The organism is Streptomyces sp. NPDC008163, from assembly GCF_042956885.1.
GTDB classification, from domain to species: Bacteria; Actinomycetota; Actinomycetes; order Streptomycetales; family Streptomycetaceae; genus Streptomyces; species Streptomyces drozdowiczii_A.
On sequence record NZ_JBIBHG010000001.1, the window covers coordinates 379,810 to 394,593 of the forward strand.

A 14,784-nucleotide genomic window follows, 5' to 3' on the forward strand; every position below is an offset into this window, starting at 1 on the left:
CCAACCGCGAGACCATTGATAAGGGACGGACGCGCGTGGACCTGTTCGAGTACCAGGCGAGGGACCTCTTCGCCAAGCACGGTGTACCGGTGCTGGCCGGTGAAGTCATCGACACGCCTGAGGCAGCCCGCGAGGCGACCGAGCGGCTGGGCGGCAAGTCGGTCGTCAAGGCGCAGGTGAAGGTCGGCGGCCGCGGCAAGGCCGGCGGCGTCAAGCTGGCGGCGAACGCCGACGAGGCGGTCGCCCGCGCGACCGACATCCTCGGCATGGACATCAAGGGCCACACGGTCCACAAGGTGATGATCGCCGAGCTGTCGCCGGAGATCGAGGCGGAGTACTACGTCTCGTACCTGCTCGACCGCACCAACCGCACCTTCCTGGCCATGGCCTCGGTGCAGGGTGGCATGGACATCGAGGAGGTCGCGGAGAAGACCCCCGAGGCCCTCGCGAAGGTCCCGGTCAACGCCGTCGACGGCGTCGACATCGCCAAGGCCCGCGAGATCGTGGCCCAGGCGAAGTTCCCGGCCGACGTGGCCGAGGGCGTCGCCGAGGCCCTGGTCACCCTGTGGGAGACCTTCGTCGCCGAGGACGCGCTCCTCGTCGAGGTCAACCCGCTGGTGAAGACCAAGGACGGCCGCATCCTGGCCCTGGACGGCAAGGTCTCGCTCGACGAGAACGCCGACTTCCGCCAGCCGGAGCACGAGGCCCTCGAGGACAAGGCCGCGGCCAACCCGCTCGAGGCCGCCGCCAAGGCCAAGAACCTCAACTACGTCAAGCTCGACGGCGAGGTCGGCATCATCGGCAACGGCGCCGGTCTGGTCATGTCGACCCTGGACGTCGTCGCGTACGCCGGTGAGAAGCACGGCAACGTGAAGCCCGCCAACTTCCTCGACATCGGTGGCGGCGCCTCCGCCGAGGTCATGGCGAACGGCCTGGAGATCATCCTCGGCGACCCGGACGTCAAGTCCGTCTTCGTCAACGTCTTCGGTGGCATCACCGCCTGCGACGAGGTCGCCAACGGCATCGTCCAGGCCCTGGAGCTGCTCAAGTCGAAGGGCGAGGACGTCACCAAGCCCCTCGTCGTCCGCCTCGACGGCAACAACGCGGAGCTGGGTCGCAAGATCCTCTCCGACGCCAACCACCCGCTGGTCCAGCGCGTGGACACCATGGACGGCGCGGCCGACAAGGCCGCCGAGCTCGCCGCGGCTGCGAAGTAAGGAAGAGGGACTCAGACCACCATGGCTATCTTCCTCACCAAGGACAGCAAGGTCATCGTCCAGGGGATGACCGGCGCCACCGGCATGAAGCACACCAAGCTCATGCTCGGCGACGGCACCAACATCGTCGGCGGCGTCAACCCGCGCAAGGCCGGCACGAGCGTCGACTTCGACGGCACCGAGGTCCCCGTCTTCGGCTCCGTCGCCGAGGCGATGGAGAAGACCGGCGCCGACGTGTCCGTCCTCTTCGTGCCGCCGGCCTTCGCGAAGGCCGCCGTCATCGAGGCGATCGACGCCGAGATCCCGCTCGCCGTCGTGATCACCGAGGGCATCGCCGTCCACGACTCGGCCGCCTTCTGGGCGTACGCCGGCTCGAAGGGCAACAAGACCCGCATCATCGGTCCGAACTGCCCCGGCCTGATCACCCCCGGCCAGTCCAACGCCGGCATCATCCCGGGCGACATCACCAAGCCCGGCCGCATCGGTCTCGTGTCCAAGTCCGGCACGCTGACCTACCAGATGATGTACGAGCTCCGTGACATCGGCTTCTCGTCCGCCGTCGGCATCGGTGGCGACCCGGTCATCGGTACGACGCACATCGACGCCCTCGCGGCGTTCGAGGCGGACCCCGAGACCGACCTGATCGTCATGATCGGCGAGATCGGCGGCGACGCCGAGGAGCGTGCGGCGGACTTCATCGCGAAGAACGTCACCAAGCCGGTCGTCGGTTACGTCGCGGGCTTCACCGCCCCCGAGGGCAAGACCATGGGCCACGCGGGCGCCATCGTCTCCGGCTCCTCCGGCACCGCCGCCGCGAAGAAGGAGGCCCTTGAGGCCGCCGGTGTCAAGGTCGGCAAGACGCCGACCGAGACCGCCAAGCTGGCGCGCGAGATCCTCGGCGCCTGACGCCGCCGCCGCGCTCGCGCGGCAGGGTGTCACCTACGCACGAAGCGGGCCCGTCCCCCTCACCCGGGGGACGGGCCCGCTTCGTCGTGCGCGACCGCTTCAGCCCGCCTCGGGCACCAGCCGGGCCGGGCCGTGGAAGACCTCGTCGGCGAGCTTCTTCCGCAGCTCGACATCGCGCGGCGTCAGCTTCTGCGGGCCCCCCACCGGCGGCACCCCGCCGACCTTCTGGGCGGGCGCCGGAGGCGTCTCGTACTTCCGGGGAGCCGTCGCCAGTGTGATCAGCGTGAGCCCCACGATCAGCACGGTGAACGCGATGGCCGTCCGGGCCCACAGCTGCGCCTTGCGTTCGCTGCCGGTACGGATCAGCTCCGGCACGGGCAGCGAGGAGACGGGCCGGCTGCGGGCGAGAGCGCCCAGGTGCTCGTGGATCAGCGCGGCCTGCCCGTCCGGCGCGTCCGGCTCCGCGATCTCGGGCAGCCGCTCGGCGACCGCCGCCCGCGCCGTCACCAGCCGCCCCGCCGCCGCCCGGGTGCTCGCCTCGGTCTCGGCCGCCGTCTCCGGCAGCCCGAGCCCCACCCCGTCGTGCAGCACCAGCGTGCGGCGGTACGAGGGGGGCAGCGCCAGGAGCGCGTCGAGCAGCGCCCGCGAGTCCGGTGCCTCGGGCGGCGGGTCGGGGCGGCGGTGCTCCCGGTTCAGCCGCCGCCACGGGGACATCGCGTACTCGTACGCGGCGGCCCGCACCCAGCCGACCGGGTCCCGGTCCACCGCGACCTCCGGCCACCGCTCCCAGGCCAGCTCGAACGCCTTGGTCACGGCCGCGCGGGACAGGGCGCGCTGCCCGGTCAGCAGATAGGTCTGCTGGAAGAGGGCCGATGCGGCGTACCGGTACAACGCGTCGAACGCGGCAGCGGGCGCATCGTCGTCCGGAGGGGCCGGAGAAGCCTCAGCAGCAAGAGGCGCCTCAGGCGCAACGGCTTCAACAGGCTCAACACGCTTAACGGCCTCGTCCGGTTCGGTGGCGGCCATGGCTACGCTCCCGGGGGCTTCGACGGGAACCGGCGGAACCGGCGGAGGGGGAGCGGCGGGCGCAGGGGATTCCGGGGTGGCCGCGACCGCCCCGATCAGCCGGGCGTACGCCTCGCGCTTGCGGCCGCGCGGACTGCTGCGGCCGGTTTCCCAGGCCCGCACCGTCGCCCGGGTCACGCCGACGGCCGACGCGACCTGGTCCTCCGTCAGTGCCAGGGCCTTCCGCAGCCTGCGCCGCTCCTTCGGCGAGGGCAGCGGAGGGGCGGCGGCCTTCTCGGACGTGCTCTGCGTCATGAGGGCCGCCCACACGGCCTGCACCGGGTGAAAAAGTACATAAACGTATATTGATCGACACCCCGGCTGTTCGCCCGTTACACGAAATAAGCGCGTGTCGTTGGCAGCATGACCGCGTGACCCAAGTGACCGAACGCAGCCCCTTGTTGTCGCAGGGCGAGCGGGGCCGGCCCGTCGTGCTGGTCTCCGCGGTGCTGCGCGGCGCCCTCGCGGCCGGGCTCGGCCTGGGCTCCCTCGCCGTCCTCGTCGCCGCGCTCTGGATCAGCTCACCGGCCCCGGACAGCGGACCCGGTGAGGCGTTCCACACGGCGGCCGCCCTCTGGCTCCTCGCGCACGGCGCCGAACTGGTCAGGACCGAGACGCTGACCGGGGCCCCGGCACCGATGGGCGTCGTCCCGCTGCTGCTCTCCGTGCTGCCGGTCTGGCTCGTGCACCGGGCGGCCAGGGACGTGCTGGAGCCCGATGAGGGGCGCGGCGCCCCGTCGCCCGGGGCCGCGTTCGCCCTGGTGACGGGCGGATATCTGCTGGTCGGCGGGGCGGTCGCCCTCTATGTGCGCGGCGCATCGCTGTCCGCGCGCCCGCTCTCCCTCCTGCTTCCCGGCGCCCTCGTCGTGGCGGGTGCGGCGGCGTCCGGGGTGTGGACGGCCCACGGGCGCCCGCTCGGCCCGCCGCCCTCCTGGGCGCCGGTTCGGCTGCACGAGGCGATGGCGCGCACCCGGTTCCTGCGGCGGGCCGACGCGGTGGGCCGGGCGGCGCTGGCAGGGACCGCGGTGCTGCTGGGCGGCGGCGCGCTGGTCGTCGCGTCGGCCCTGGTGTGGCACGGCGCACCGGTCCAGGAGTCGTTCCTCCGGCTCTCCGGCGACTGGGGCGGCCGCATCGCCGTACTCCTGCTGGCGCTGGGGCTCGTGCCGAACGCGGCGGTGTGGGGCGCGGCGTACGGGCTGGGCCCCGGGTTCGCCCTGGGTACGGCCTCGACGGTCACCCCGCTGGCCTTCACCGGGCACCCCGCCGTCCCCGACTTCCCGCTGCTGGCCGCGATGCCCGCGCACGGCCCGGGCACGCCGCTGAACTGGGCGGCCGGGGCGGTCCCGGTGGCGGCGGCGCTGACGGTGGCGTGGTTCACCGTACGGAGGGCGGTGCCGGCCGAAGGCGAAGGGGAAGAGGCGTGGGGTCCGGGGGAGACCGCGCTCACCACCGCACTGGGGGCGTTCGGCTGCGGGCTCGGCGCGGCGCTGCCGGCGGCGGCCGCCGGGGGACCGCTCGGCACGCACGCCCTGGCGGACTTCGGCCCGGTGTGGTGGCTCACCGGGGCGGCGGCGCTGGCGTGGACGACGGTCATCGGCGTCCCGGCGGGCCTGCTGCTGCGGGCCTGGCGGCTGCGCGGACGCAAGAAGGAGGACGTCGAGGAGGGAACCCCGGCGCACCCCGTGAGCACGGCCAAGCCCCCCGCGCCCGCCGTCCCCGAGCCGCCCGCACCCGCGAAGAACGCGAAGAACGCGAAGAACGCGAAGAACGCGAAGGAAGAGAACGGCGCGAAGGGCGAGGACGAAGGCGAGAGCCAGGAGGAGGGCGACGACGAGGACGACCTCGACGCCTACGACTTCCTCCCCACCGACCCCTGGCACGCCCGGGAGACCGAGCGTGAGACCGACCGGGAGACCGACGCGTCCCCCGGCCCTCCGGCCGCTAGCGCTTGACGCCGAAGAAGGGCTCCAGCGGCTTCGGGAGCAGGTCGTTGCAGGTCAGCTGGCCCGACTTGGTCAGGGCGTCGTTCACACAGGTGTAGTAGTCGCGGTAGACCATCTGCACCGTGAACGTCGTCGCGACGATCGCCAGCGCGACCACACCCGTCACCAGACCGCTCACCGCCGCCGTGGTCTGCTGCCGGCCTCCGCGCTGCGCGGCGAGCGTGTCCGGCGCGGGAGCGGATCCGTCCGCCCGTGGGCTCTCCGCCCCGCCGGACGCGGCGGCGGCACCGGCCACCGGCGGCTTCGGCTTGGCGCGCAGCGCGCTGACCGCCCAGTACGTGGCGAGCGCGCCGAGCAGCAGGGCGATCTCCGAGAAGTCGAAGATCGCGAAGAAGAAGGCCCACATGCCGGAGAGCAGCGCATAGCGGGCGCGGCGCTGGATGGGGTCGGTCGGGTCCCAGCGCGGACCGGCCGGGGGCCTCTCCGTACCGCCGGGTCCGGAGGGCCGCCCGCCGAAGGAGCCGTTCTCGCGACCGGGCTGACGGCTGCTCCACTGGCTGCCCCAGGCGGGCCGGTCGTCGGAGGGCCCGCCCTCGGGCCGGTCCCCGCCGTCGCCGTGCGCCGAGCCGGACGGGTGGCGCGGCTGCCAGGGCTGGTCGGGCCGGCCCTCGGGCGGCGGCGCGAAGGGGTTGTCGTCGTCCCGGTCCCCCGAAGAGCCGGAGGAGCCGGAGGAGCCGGACGAGGACGAGGAGGAGCGCTCGCGCATCAGCACGGTGGCCCGCTCGGGCAGCGGCTGGCGGAAGGCGGTGCGGCGTCGGTCCGGCATGTGGTGAACGTCTTCCCCATCTCGTCGTTTCCGCCCGGCGGACGGTTCGCTGCCCCTGACGCTACCTTCCGGTGCGGAAGGGCCGAAAGCGGGGAGCGCGGGGGTCCGTCACCCCCGTCAGGCAGGGGTGCGGTGAGGTGCCGGTATCGTTGCTGACGGTCGGCCCGTTCGTATAGTTCCCCGTATGGGGGAGCGCGCTTCTTTCGTACGACCGTACAAATCGCAGGCCGCCGCCCCGGTGCCGTGGTGGCGGGCCGGCCGCTTCGAACCGCTCGCACGCGAGAAAGGGCCCAGCCGTGGCCTCCCCGCTTCCCTCCGCCGCCCCGGCCCGTGTGGTCGTGCTGGTCTCCGGTTCCGGTACGAACCTTCAGGCGCTGCTCGACACGATCGGTGACGATCCCGCGGGCTTCGGTGCCCGGATCGTCGCGGTCGGCGCCGACCGCGACGGCATCACCGGCCTGGAACGAGCCGAGCGCGCCGGGCTCCCCACCTTCACGTGCCGCGTCAAGGACCACGCCACCCGCGAGGAGTGGGACGCCGCGCTCGCCGAGGCGACCGCCGCGCACCGGCCGGACCTCGTGGTGTCCGCCGGGTTCATGAAGATCGTGGGCAAGGAGTTCCTGGCCCGGTTCGGCGGCCGGTTCATCAACACCCACCCCGCCCTGCTCCCCAGCTTTCCCGGTGCCCACGGCGTGCGTGACGCGCTCGCGTACGGCGTGAAGGTCACCGGGTGCACCGTCCACTTCGTCGACGACGGCGTCGACACCGGTCCGATCATCGCGCAGGGCGTGGTCGAGGTGACCGAAGAGGACACCCCGGAGGGCGAAGCGGCCCTCCACGAACGCATCAAGGAAGTCGAGCGCAAGCTGCTCGTCGAGGCCGTGGGGCGGCTCGCCCGCGACGGCTATCGCATTGAGGGACGAAAGGTTCATCTCGGTCATGTCGGAGAATAAGCCCATCCGCCGCGCCCTGGTCAGCGTCTACGACAAGACGGGCCTCGAAGACCTCGCCCGCGGCCTCCACGAGGCGGGTGTCGAGCTGGTCTCCACCGGCTCCACCGCCGGAAGGATCGCCGCCGCCGGGGTCCCGGTCACCAAGGTCGAGGAGCTGACCGGCTTCCCCGAGTGCCTCGACGGCCGCGTCAAGACGCTGCACCCCCGCGTCCACGCCGGCATCCTCGCCGACCTGCGCCTCGACGCGCACCGCGAGCAGCTGGCCGAGCTGGGCGTCGAGCCGTTCGACCTGGTGGTCGTCAACCTGTACCCGTTCAAGGAGACCGTCGCCTCCGGCGCCTCGGACGACGAGTGCGTCGAGCAGATCGACATCGGCGGCCCGTCGATGGTCCGCGCCGCCGCCAAGAACCACCCCTCCGTGGCCGTCGTCACCAGCCCGGAGCGTTACGCCGACGTGCTCGCCGCGGTGAAGGCGGGCGGCTTCGACCTGACCGCCCGCAAGCGGCTCGCCGCCGAGGCGTTCCAGCACACCGCCGCGTACGACGTGGCCGTCGCAGGCTGGTTCGCCGACGGTTACGCCGCCGCCGACGACTCGGGCTTCCCGGACTTCTTCGGTACGACGTACGAGCGCCAGGACGTCCTGCGCTACGGCGAGAACCCGCACCAGCCCGCCGCGCTCTACACCTCGGGCACCGGCGGCCTGGCCGGCGCCGAGCAGCTGCACGGCAAGGCGATGTCCTACAACAACTACACGGACACCGACGCCGCCCGGCGTGCCGCGTACGACCACGCCGAGCCGTGCGTCGCGATCATCAAGCACGCCAACCCCTGCGGCATCGCCGTCGCCGACGACGTCGCGACCGCGCACCGCAACGCCCACGCCTGCGACCCGCTGTCGGCGTACGGCGGCGTCATCGCCGTCAACCGCCCGGTGACCGTCCAGATGGCCGAGCAGGTCGCGGAGATCTTCACCGAGGTCATCGTCGCCCCGGCGTACGAGGACGGCGCGGTCGAGGTCCTGTCCCGCAAGAAGAACATCCGCGTGCTGCGTGCCCCCGAGGCCCCGTCCGCCGAGGTCGAGGTCAAGCAGATCGACGGCGGCGCGCTGCTCCAGGTCACCGACCGTCTCCAGGCCGACGGCGACGACCCGGCCGACTGGACGCTCGCCACGGGTGACGCGCTCTCCGCCGACGAGCTGAAGGAGCTCGCCTTCGCGTGGAAGGCGTGCCGGGCCGTCAAGTCCAACGCCATCCTGCTCGCCAAGGGCGGCGCCTCGGTCGGCGTCGGCATGGGCCAGGTCAACCGGGTCGACTCCGCGAAGCTCGCCGTCGAGCGCGCGGGCGAGGAGCGGGCGGCCGGTTCCTACGCGGCGTCCGACGCCTTCTTCCCCTTCCCGGACGGGCTGGAGATCCTGACCGCCGCCGGCGTCAAGGCCGTGGTGCAGCCGGGCGGTTCGGTCCGCGACGAGGCGGTGGTCGAGGCCGCGAAGAAGGCCGGCGTGACGATGTACCTCACGGGCACCCGGCACTTCTTCCACTGAGCCGGCTCGTCCCCGTACGACCGAGGGCCGTAACCCCACGCGATCCGCGTGCGGTTACGGCCCTCGGGCCTGTCCGACGGTGGGTCAGCCGACGCGCACCACGACGCTGGAGCAGACCTTGTCCGCGAACGTCTGGTTCTTGTCGTCCCAGAGCGGCCACAGCCAGCCGAGGTAGCAGGCGATGCTGTCCAGGAAGTGCGCGATGTTGCGGACGAAGGCCATGCCGAAGCCGAGCGGCCGGCCGTCGGCCTCGCGCAGCAGGCTGATGCCGAGGGCCTTCTTGCCGATGAACTGGCCCGTCGTGCCCTCCTTGTACAGCTTGAAGAGGCCGCCGCCGAAGGCCACGATGACGCCGAGGAACACGAGTGCGGTGCCCGCGCCGCCGCCCACGGCGCCGCCGATCCCGAGGATGAGGCCGTACGGGACGCCGATCACGAGGCCGTCGATCAGGATCGCGCCGACGCGCCGCCACCAGCCGGCCAGCGGCGGGCGCGCCCCGTAACCGGGCTGCTGGCCGTAGTCGCCGCCCGGCACCTGCGGGGCGGTCGGGTAGCCGTAGCCCTGCTGCGGCACGCCCTGCGGGGCCTGCGGATAGCCGTAGCCCGGCTGCGGCTGACCGGGCTGCTGCCCGTAGGGGTTGTTCGGGTTCGGGTCGCCGAAGCTCATGGGCGTTCCTCCAACAGACGTACGGGGACGGTGCGGCCGCACGGAGGAGAGAGAAAACGTCAGCGGTCCAGCCCCCCGGGTACTGCTGCGGCACAGCGGCCTTCATCGTTATAAGCCGTTAGTACGTTTGTCTAGCCGCAGCCCAAGAAGTTGTCCAAGTGCAACCTTGCGTCCACGCCTGGTACCTGATTGGTCCGAGGGCGGGGTCATCCGGGAGTATGGGGACCATGACTGCCCAGATTCTCGATGGCAAGGCCACCGCAGCCGCGATCAAGTCCGATCTGACCGCCCGCGTGGCGGCCCTCAGGGCCCGGGGCGTCACGCCCGGCCTGGGAACCCTGCTGGTCGGGGACGACCCGGGCAGCAGGTGGTACGTGAACGGCAAGCACAAGGACTGCGCGCAGGTCGGCATCGGCTCCATCCAGCGCGAACTGCCCGACACCGCCACGCAGGAGGAGATCGAGGCCGTCGTCCGCGAACTCAACGCCGACCCCGCCTGCACCGGCTACATCGTGCAGCTTCCCCTCCCCAAGGGGATCGACACCAACCGCGTCCTGGAACTGATGGATCCGGCCAAGGACGCGGACGGCCTGCACCCGATGAGCCTCGGCCGTCTGGTGCTCAACGAGACCGGCCCGCTGCCCTGCACCCCGCAGGGCGTCGTCCAGCTCCTGCGCCACCACGGCGTCGAGATCAACGGCGCCCACGTCGTGGTCGTCGGACGCGGTGTCACCATCGGGCGGTCCATCCCGCTGCTGCTCACCCGCAAGTCGGAGAACGCCACGGTGACCCAGTGCCACACCGGCACCCGGGACCTGGCCGCCCACCTGAAGCAGGCCGACATCATCGTCGCCGCCGCGGGCGTGCCGCACATCATCAAGCCGGAGCACGTGAAGCCGGGCGCCGCCGTCCTGGACGTCGGCGTCAGCCGCGACGAGAACGGCAAGATCGTCGGCGACGTCCACCCGGGCGTGGCCGAGGTCGCCGCCTGGATCTCGCCGAACCCGGGCGGTGTCGGCCCGATGACCCGCGCCCAGCTGCTCGTCAACGTGGTCGAGGCCGCCGAGCGCGACGCGGCTGCCGTCTCCGCCGGCTGACCCCGTGGACGCTGGTACGAGTCCGGACACCGGGTCCACGGAGGCGACGGCTCCCGCAGCCACCCGGCGGTCCCGGCGCTTCTCGCTGACCCGGGACACCGCGCGGCCCGAGGGCGGCGGGCGGGCGGCCGGCGGGGACGCGCCCGCCCCGGCCCGGCAGTGGCCGCTGCTCGCGGTCCTCTCCACGGCCGGGATCGGACTGCTGATCGTGGCGGCCGATCCCTTCGACGAGGCATTCCGCGTCGGCACGATACTGATCGGCGTCGGCCTCGTGCTGGGCGCGGTGCTGCGCGTGACCGTCCGGTCGGTGGGCATGCTCGCGGTGCGGTCCCGCTTCACCGATCTGGTGACGTACGGCCTGCTCGGCGTCCTCATCGTGCTGCTCGCGCTCGTCGCGCAGCCGAAGCCCTGGCTCGACATCCCGTTCCTGGAGGACGCGGTCCACTTCACGGTCCGCTGACCCGCGCTCCGCGGAGCGGAAGAACCGGTGGCCGTCCCCTCCCCCGAGAAGGGACGGACACCGGAGTCCGGGGCAACCTCGGAGCGCGAAGCTCCCGAAGCGGCGGTCGAGCGGCCTTGCCCCGTCCTGCGTCCAGCCTTGTTGACGGCTTTCACCCGTTCAAGGGACGGCTGTTCCCTGTGGCACGGAAGTGACCATTCCGCCACCGTGTGATCGACAGGCAACGGGGGCCGGGCGGCCGTGGGGTTCCGGGTCCGATAGCCTGGCCGACGGATATCTCTTCACATCAAGATTCAGGGAGATGTCCCGCACCAGGGGCCAGGAGCCCGGACCGCCAGCTGTCTAACGGAGATCGCCATGACCCGCACTCCCGTGAATGTCACCGTGACCGGCGCAGCCGGCCAGATCGGCTACGCGCTGCTCTTCCGCATCGCCTCCGGCCACCTGCTCGGCCCGGACGTGCCGGTCAACCTGCGTCTCCTGGAGATCCCCCAGGGGCTGAAGGCCGCCGAGGGCACCGCGATGGAGCTCGACGACTGCGCGTTCCCGCTGCTGCGCAACATCGAGATCACCGACGACGCGAACGTCGGCTTCGCCGGTGCGAACGTCGCCCTGCTCGTCGGCGCCCGCCCCCGCACCAAGGGCATGGAGCGCGGCGACCTGCTCTCCGCCAACGGCGGCATCTTCAAGCCGCAGGGCAAGGCGATCAACGACAACGCCGCGGACGACATCAAGGTCCTCGTCGTCGGCAACCCGGCCAACACCAACGCGCTCATCGCGCAGGCCGCTGCCCCGGACGTCCCGGCCGAGCGCTTCACCGCGATGACCCGCCTGGACCACAACCGCGCGATCTCGCAGCTCGCCGCCAAGACCGGTGCCGCCGTCTCCGACATCAAGAAGCTGACGATCTGGGGCAACCACTCGGCCACCCAGTACCCGGACATCTTCCACGCCGAGGTCGCCGGCAAGAACGCCGCCGAGCTCGTCAACGACGAGGCGTGGCTCGCCGACTCCTTCATCCCGACCGTCGCCAAGCGCGGCGCCGCGATCATCGAGGCCCGTGGCGCGTCCTCCGCCGCCTCCGCCGCCAACGCCGCCATCGACCACGTGTACACCTGGGTCAACGGCACCGCCGAGGGCGACTGGACCTCCATGGGCATCCCGTCGGACGGCTCCTACGGCGTGCCCGAGGGCATCATCTCGTCGTTCCCGGTCACCACGAAGAACGGCACGTACGAGATCGTCCAGGGCCTGGACATCAACGAGTTCTCCCGTGCGCGCATCGACGCCTCGGTGAAGGAGCTCACCGAGGAGCGCGACGCGGTCCGCGAGCTCGGCCTCATCTGATCCGCATACACCACGCCCCCGGCAGCCGCAGCGCTGCCGGGGGCGTGGTGTATGCGTGACGTGGTCAGAGCCCGGCCGCGATCTCCCGCACCGCCGCCATGGCCCGCCGCTGGAGCCCCGGCCCGAAGGTGATCCGGGTCGCCCCCAACTCTCCGAGGCGGCGCGGACCCGGCCCGTCCGGAACGGCCAGCGCGTTCAGCGGCAGCCCGGGCAGGGCGGCGGCCAGCGGGCCGAACACCCCGGGCGGGGCCAGGATCGGATACACGCAGTCCGCGCCCGCCGCCGCGTACAGCCGGGCCCGGCGCAGAGTCTCCGCCGCCGGGTCCACCCCGTCCGGGACACCCGTGACGTACGTGTCGATCCGGGCGTTCACGAAGAGCGCGTCCCCGGCCGCCGCCCGTACCTCCGCCAGCCGCTCAGCCTGCCGTCCGGCGTCCAGCAGGACCCCGTCGACCGTGTCCTCCAGGTTGCAGCCGACGGCCCCGGCCGCGAGCAGCCGCTCCACCAGCTCCGCGGGCGGCAGCCCGTACCCCGCCTCGACATCGGCGGAAACCGGTACGGAGACGGCCCGCGCGATCCGGGCCACCGCCGCGAACATCTCGTCGGCGGGAGTCCCGCCGTCCTCGTAACCCAGGGACGCGGCGACCCCCGCGCTCGGCGTGGCGAGCGCGGGGAAGCCGGCGTCCGCGAAGACACGGGCGCTCGCGGCGTCCCACGGGCCGGGGAGGACCAGCGGATCGCCGGGGGCGCGGCCGTGGTGCAGGGCCCGCAGGCCCGACGCGGTCACCGGGCCGCTCAGCCGTGGTCGCCGGGCGTGTAGTGACCCGGCACCATGCGGGTGGACACGGCGAACCGGTTCCACGCGTTGATCGTGATGATCGCGGCGATGAGGTGGGCCAGCTCCTCCTCGCCGAAGTGCTTCGCGGCCCGCGCGTACACCTCGTCCGGGACGAAGCCGTCGGTCAGCACGGTCACCGCCTCGGTCAGCTCGATCGCGGCGATCTCCTTCGGCGTGTAGAAGTGCTGCGACTCCTCCCACGCGCTGAGCTGGATGATCCGCTCCAGCGACTCGCCCGCCGCGAGCGCGTCCTTGGTGTGCATGTCCAGGCAGAACGCGCAGTGGTTGAGCTGCGAGGCGCGGATCTTCACCAGCTCGCCGATCACCGGGTCGATGCCCCTGCGGGAGGCGGCGTCCAGCCGGGCCATCGCCTTGTAGACGTCGGGGGCGTGCTGCGACCAGGCCAGGCGCGGGGTGTGCTCGGGGCAGTAGCCGGAGTTGCTGTTGCTGTTCTCGTTCGTCGTCATGCCCTCAACGCTACGGGGGGAGTGGCGCAGCGGTATGGTCCATTTCCATGACAGATGCCTGGGCCACTTTCGGGGCTGACCTCCACATCGACCCGACCGGCTCGACCGGTCTGCGGGCCGGCCTGATGGACGCCCTGCGCGAGGCCGTCCGCACCGGCCGGCTGACCCCCGGCACCCGCCTGCCGTCCTCCCGCACCCTCGCCGCCGATCTCGGCATCGCCCGCAACACCGTCGCCGACGCCTACGCGGAGCTCGTCGCCGAGGGCTGGCTCACCGCACGCCAGGGCTCCGGCACCCGGGTCGCCCGCCGCGCCGACCCCCGGCCCCCGGCGACCGCCCCGCCTCCCCGCGCGAAGCCGCCGCGCGGCGCACCCGCGTACAGCCTGAAGTCGGGCACCCCGGACCTCGCCACCTTCCCGCGCGCCGAGTGGCTGAAGGCCGCCCGGCGCGCGCTGTCCGCCGCGCCCAACGACGCCTTCGGCTACGGCGACGCGCGCGGCCGGATCGAGCTGCGCACCGTCCTCGCCGAATATCTCGCCCGGGCGCGCGGGGTGTACGCCGACCCGGACCGGATCATCGTCTGCTCCGGATTCGTGCACGGCCTGATGCTGCTCGGCAAGGTGCTGCGCCGGCGCCGGGTACGCGACGTGGCCGTCGAGTCGTACTGCCTCGGCATCCACACCCGCCTGCTCACCGAGGCCGGGCTGCGCATCCCCTGCCTGCCGGTCGACGAGAACGGCACCCGGACCGGCGAGCTGCACGCCCTGCGCCACGCGGGCGCGGTCCTGCTGACCCCGGCGCACCAGTTCCCCACCGGCGTCCCGCTCCACCCGGACCGGCGGGCGGCGGCCGTCGACTGGGCGCGGTCCACCGGCGGGCTGATCCTGGAGGACGACTACGACGGCGAGTTCCGGTACGACCGCCAGCCGGTCGGCGCCCTCCAGGGCCTGGACCCGGAACGCGTCGTCTACCTGGGCACCGCCAGCAAGTCCCTGGCGCCGGGGCTGCGGCTCGGCTGGATGGTGGTGCCGCGCGCCCTGGCCGCCGAGATCGCCGAGGCGAAGGGGGCGAGCGACTGGGCGCCGGGCGCGCTGGACCAGCTGACGCTCGCGGAGTTCATGGCCTCGGGGGCGTACGACCGGCATGTACGGTCCATGCGGCTGCGCTACCGCAACCGGCGCGACCAGCTCGTCGCGGCGCTGGCCGAGCGCGCCCCGCACATCCGGGTCAGCGGGATCGCCGCCGGGCTGCACGCGGTCCTCGAACTCCCGGAGGGCAGCGAGGCCGAGGTGATCCGGGCGGCGGCCTGGCAGGGCCTCGCGGTCGAGGGCCTGGCCTTCTACCGCCACCCGGACGCCCAACTGAAGCGCGAGGCGCTGGTCATCGGCTACGGCACCCCGACGGACAGCGCCTGGAAGGGGGCGCTGGAGGCGCTGCTGCGGGTGCTGGCCTGAGCCTG

General features: G+C 72.7%; 15 protein-coding genes. 10 read left to right on the forward strand and 5 right to left on the reverse strand.

Annotated features, from left to right (window positions below; all coding sequences use genetic code 11):
• The first annotated feature begins 35 nt into the window (after window positions 1–35).
• Together sucC and sucD are read left to right on the forward strand one after the other, a co-directional pair.
• Window positions 36–1,217: an ADP-forming succinate--CoA ligase subunit beta gene (sucC, locus tag ACFZAT_RS01885; RefSeq protein ID WP_164404329.1), complete on the forward strand. Its 1,182-nt coding sequence runs from the start codon at window positions 36–38 to the stop codon at window positions 1,215–1,217.
• Window positions 1,218–1,238: 21 nt separating this feature from the next.
• Entirely contained in the window at window positions 1,239–2,123 is an 885-nt protein-coding gene (gene sucD / locus ACFZAT_RS01890) for a succinate--CoA ligase subunit alpha (protein ID WP_391258637.1), read from the forward strand.
• Between the two features lie 99 nt (window positions 2,124–2,222).
• On the opposite strand, the gene ACFZAT_RS01895 is transcribed toward sucD, so the two are convergent.
• Window positions 2,223–3,326: a DNA-directed RNA polymerase sigma-70 factor gene (locus ACFZAT_RS01895; RefSeq protein ID WP_391260176.1), complete on the reverse strand. Its 1,104-nt coding sequence runs from the start codon at window positions 3,324–3,326 to the stop codon at window positions 2,223–2,225.
• Here ACFZAT_RS01895 and ACFZAT_RS01900 point away from each other — a divergent pair.
• Window positions 3,226–3,474 (forward strand): hypothetical protein, encoded by a 249-nt coding sequence (locus ACFZAT_RS01900; RefSeq protein ID WP_391260293.1) that lies wholly within the window; start codon window positions 3,226–3,228, stop codon window positions 3,472–3,474. The genes ACFZAT_RS01895 and ACFZAT_RS01900 overlap by 101 nt on opposite strands.
• Window positions 3,475–3,568: 94 nt before the next feature.
• Window positions 3,569–5,140, forward strand: a complete 1,572-nt coding sequence (locus ACFZAT_RS01905) for a DUF6350 family protein (protein WP_391260179.1) — start codon at window positions 3,569–3,571, stop codon at window positions 5,138–5,140.
• Here the strand turns inward: ACFZAT_RS01905 and ACFZAT_RS01910 are convergent.
• On the reverse strand, window positions 5,130–5,957 hold the full coding sequence (locus ACFZAT_RS01910; RefSeq protein ID WP_391258640.1) for a hypothetical protein: 828 nt from the start codon (window positions 5,955–5,957) through the stop codon (window positions 5,130–5,132). The two genes, ACFZAT_RS01905 and ACFZAT_RS01910, sit on opposite strands and share 11 nt — an antisense overlap.
• Window positions 5,958–6,253: 296 nt before the next feature.
• On the opposite strand from ACFZAT_RS01910, the gene purN reads away from it, so the two are divergent.
• Both purN and purH read left to right on the forward strand, forming a co-directional pair.
• Complete coding sequence (purN, locus tag ACFZAT_RS01915; protein ID WP_391258643.1) at window positions 6,254–6,910, forward strand: phosphoribosylglycinamide formyltransferase; 657 nt, start codon at window positions 6,254–6,256, stop codon at window positions 6,908–6,910.
• Window positions 6,897–8,450, forward strand: a complete 1,554-nt coding sequence (gene purH / locus ACFZAT_RS01920; protein WP_391258645.1) for a bifunctional phosphoribosylaminoimidazolecarboxamide formyltransferase/IMP cyclohydrolase — start codon at window positions 6,897–6,899, stop codon at window positions 8,448–8,450. Before purN ends, purH begins: the two co-directional genes overlap by 14 nt.
• 84 nt (window positions 8,451–8,534) lie before the next feature.
• On the opposite strand, the gene ACFZAT_RS01925 is transcribed toward purH, so the two are convergent.
• Window positions 8,535–9,116, reverse strand: a complete 582-nt coding sequence (locus tag ACFZAT_RS01925) for an RDD family protein (protein WP_391258649.1) — start codon at window positions 9,114–9,116, stop codon at window positions 8,535–8,537.
• A 227-nt stretch (window positions 9,117–9,343) separates the two neighbouring features.
• Here ACFZAT_RS01925 and ACFZAT_RS01930 point away from each other — a divergent pair, with 227 nt between their 5' ends.
• The 3 genes from ACFZAT_RS01930 to ACFZAT_RS01940 all read left to right on the forward strand — a co-directional run bounded on the left by ACFZAT_RS01930 (window position 9,344) and on the right by ACFZAT_RS01940 (window position 12,020).
• Window positions 9,344–10,213 carry a bifunctional methylenetetrahydrofolate dehydrogenase/methenyltetrahydrofolate cyclohydrolase gene (locus ACFZAT_RS01930; RefSeq protein WP_391258652.1) on the forward strand — a complete coding sequence of 290 codons (870 nt, stop codon included), beginning with the start codon at window positions 9,344–9,346 and terminating at the stop codon, window positions 10,211–10,213.
• Complete coding sequence (locus ACFZAT_RS01935; RefSeq protein ID WP_391260182.1) at window positions 10,194–10,673, forward strand: DUF3017 domain-containing protein; 480 nt, start codon at window positions 10,194–10,196, stop codon at window positions 10,671–10,673. The genes ACFZAT_RS01930 and ACFZAT_RS01935 overlap by 20 nt, the downstream gene beginning before the upstream one ends.
• A gap of 357 nt (window positions 10,674–11,030) precedes the next feature.
• Window positions 11,031–12,020 carry a malate dehydrogenase gene (locus tag ACFZAT_RS01940; protein WP_161210469.1) on the forward strand — a complete coding sequence of 330 codons (990 nt, stop codon included), beginning with the start codon at window positions 11,031–11,033 and terminating at the stop codon, window positions 12,018–12,020.
• A 64-nt stretch (window positions 12,021–12,084) separates the two neighbouring features.
• On the opposite strand, the gene ACFZAT_RS01945 is transcribed toward ACFZAT_RS01940, so the two are convergent.
• Both ACFZAT_RS01945 and ACFZAT_RS01950 read right to left on the reverse strand, forming a co-directional pair.
• The gene (locus ACFZAT_RS01945) at window positions 12,085–12,807 is read right to left on the reverse strand and encodes an isocitrate lyase/phosphoenolpyruvate mutase family protein (protein WP_391258655.1); all 723 of its coding nucleotides are present in this window, start codon (window positions 12,805–12,807) and stop codon (window positions 12,085–12,087) included.
• Between the two features lie 8 nt (window positions 12,808–12,815).
• Window positions 12,816–13,325 (reverse strand): carboxymuconolactone decarboxylase family protein, encoded by a 510-nt coding sequence (locus ACFZAT_RS01950; protein ID WP_391258658.1) that lies wholly within the window; start codon window positions 13,323–13,325, stop codon window positions 12,816–12,818.
• Window positions 13,326–13,372: 47 nt separating this feature from the next.
• Here ACFZAT_RS01950 and ACFZAT_RS01955 point away from each other — a divergent pair, with 47 nt between their 5' ends.
• The gene (locus ACFZAT_RS01955) at window positions 13,373–14,779 is read left to right on the forward strand and encodes an aminotransferase class I/II-fold pyridoxal phosphate-dependent enzyme (RefSeq protein WP_391258661.1); all 1,407 of its coding nucleotides are present in this window, start codon (window positions 13,373–13,375) and stop codon (window positions 14,777–14,779) included.
• Window positions 14,780–14,784: the final 5 nt, after the last annotated feature.

Excerpts from the sequence above, each read along its gene's own strand:
- ACFZAT_RS01930 (WP_391258652.1), top strand. The coding sequence starts at position 9,344 with ATGACTGCCCAGATTCTCGATGGCAAGGCCACCGCAGCCGCGATCAAG.
- ACFZAT_RS01940 (WP_161210469.1), top strand. The coding sequence starts at position 11,031 with ATGACCCGCACTCCCGTGAATGTCACCGTGACCGGCGCAGCCGGCCAG.
- purH (WP_391258645.1), top strand. The coding sequence starts at position 6,897 with ATGTCGGAGAATAAGCCCATCCGCCGCGCCCTGGTCAGCGTCTACGAC.
- ACFZAT_RS01950 (WP_391258658.1), bottom strand. The coding sequence starts at position 13,325 with ATGACGACGAACGAGAACAGCAACAGCAACTCCGGCTACTGCCCCGAG.
- ACFZAT_RS01910 (WP_391258640.1), bottom strand. The coding sequence starts at position 5,957 with ATGCCGGACCGACGCCGCACCGCCTTCCGCCAGCCGCTGCCCGAGCGG.
- ACFZAT_RS01925 (WP_391258649.1), bottom strand. The coding sequence starts at position 9,116 with ATGAGCTTCGGCGACCCGAACCCGAACAACCCCTACGGGCAGCAGCCC.
- sucD (WP_391258637.1), top strand. The coding sequence starts at position 1,239 with ATGGCTATCTTCCTCACCAAGGACAGCAAGGTCATCGTCCAGGGGATG.
- ACFZAT_RS01955 (WP_391258661.1), top strand. The coding sequence starts at position 13,373 with ATGACAGATGCCTGGGCCACTTTCGGGGCTGACCTCCACATCGACCCG.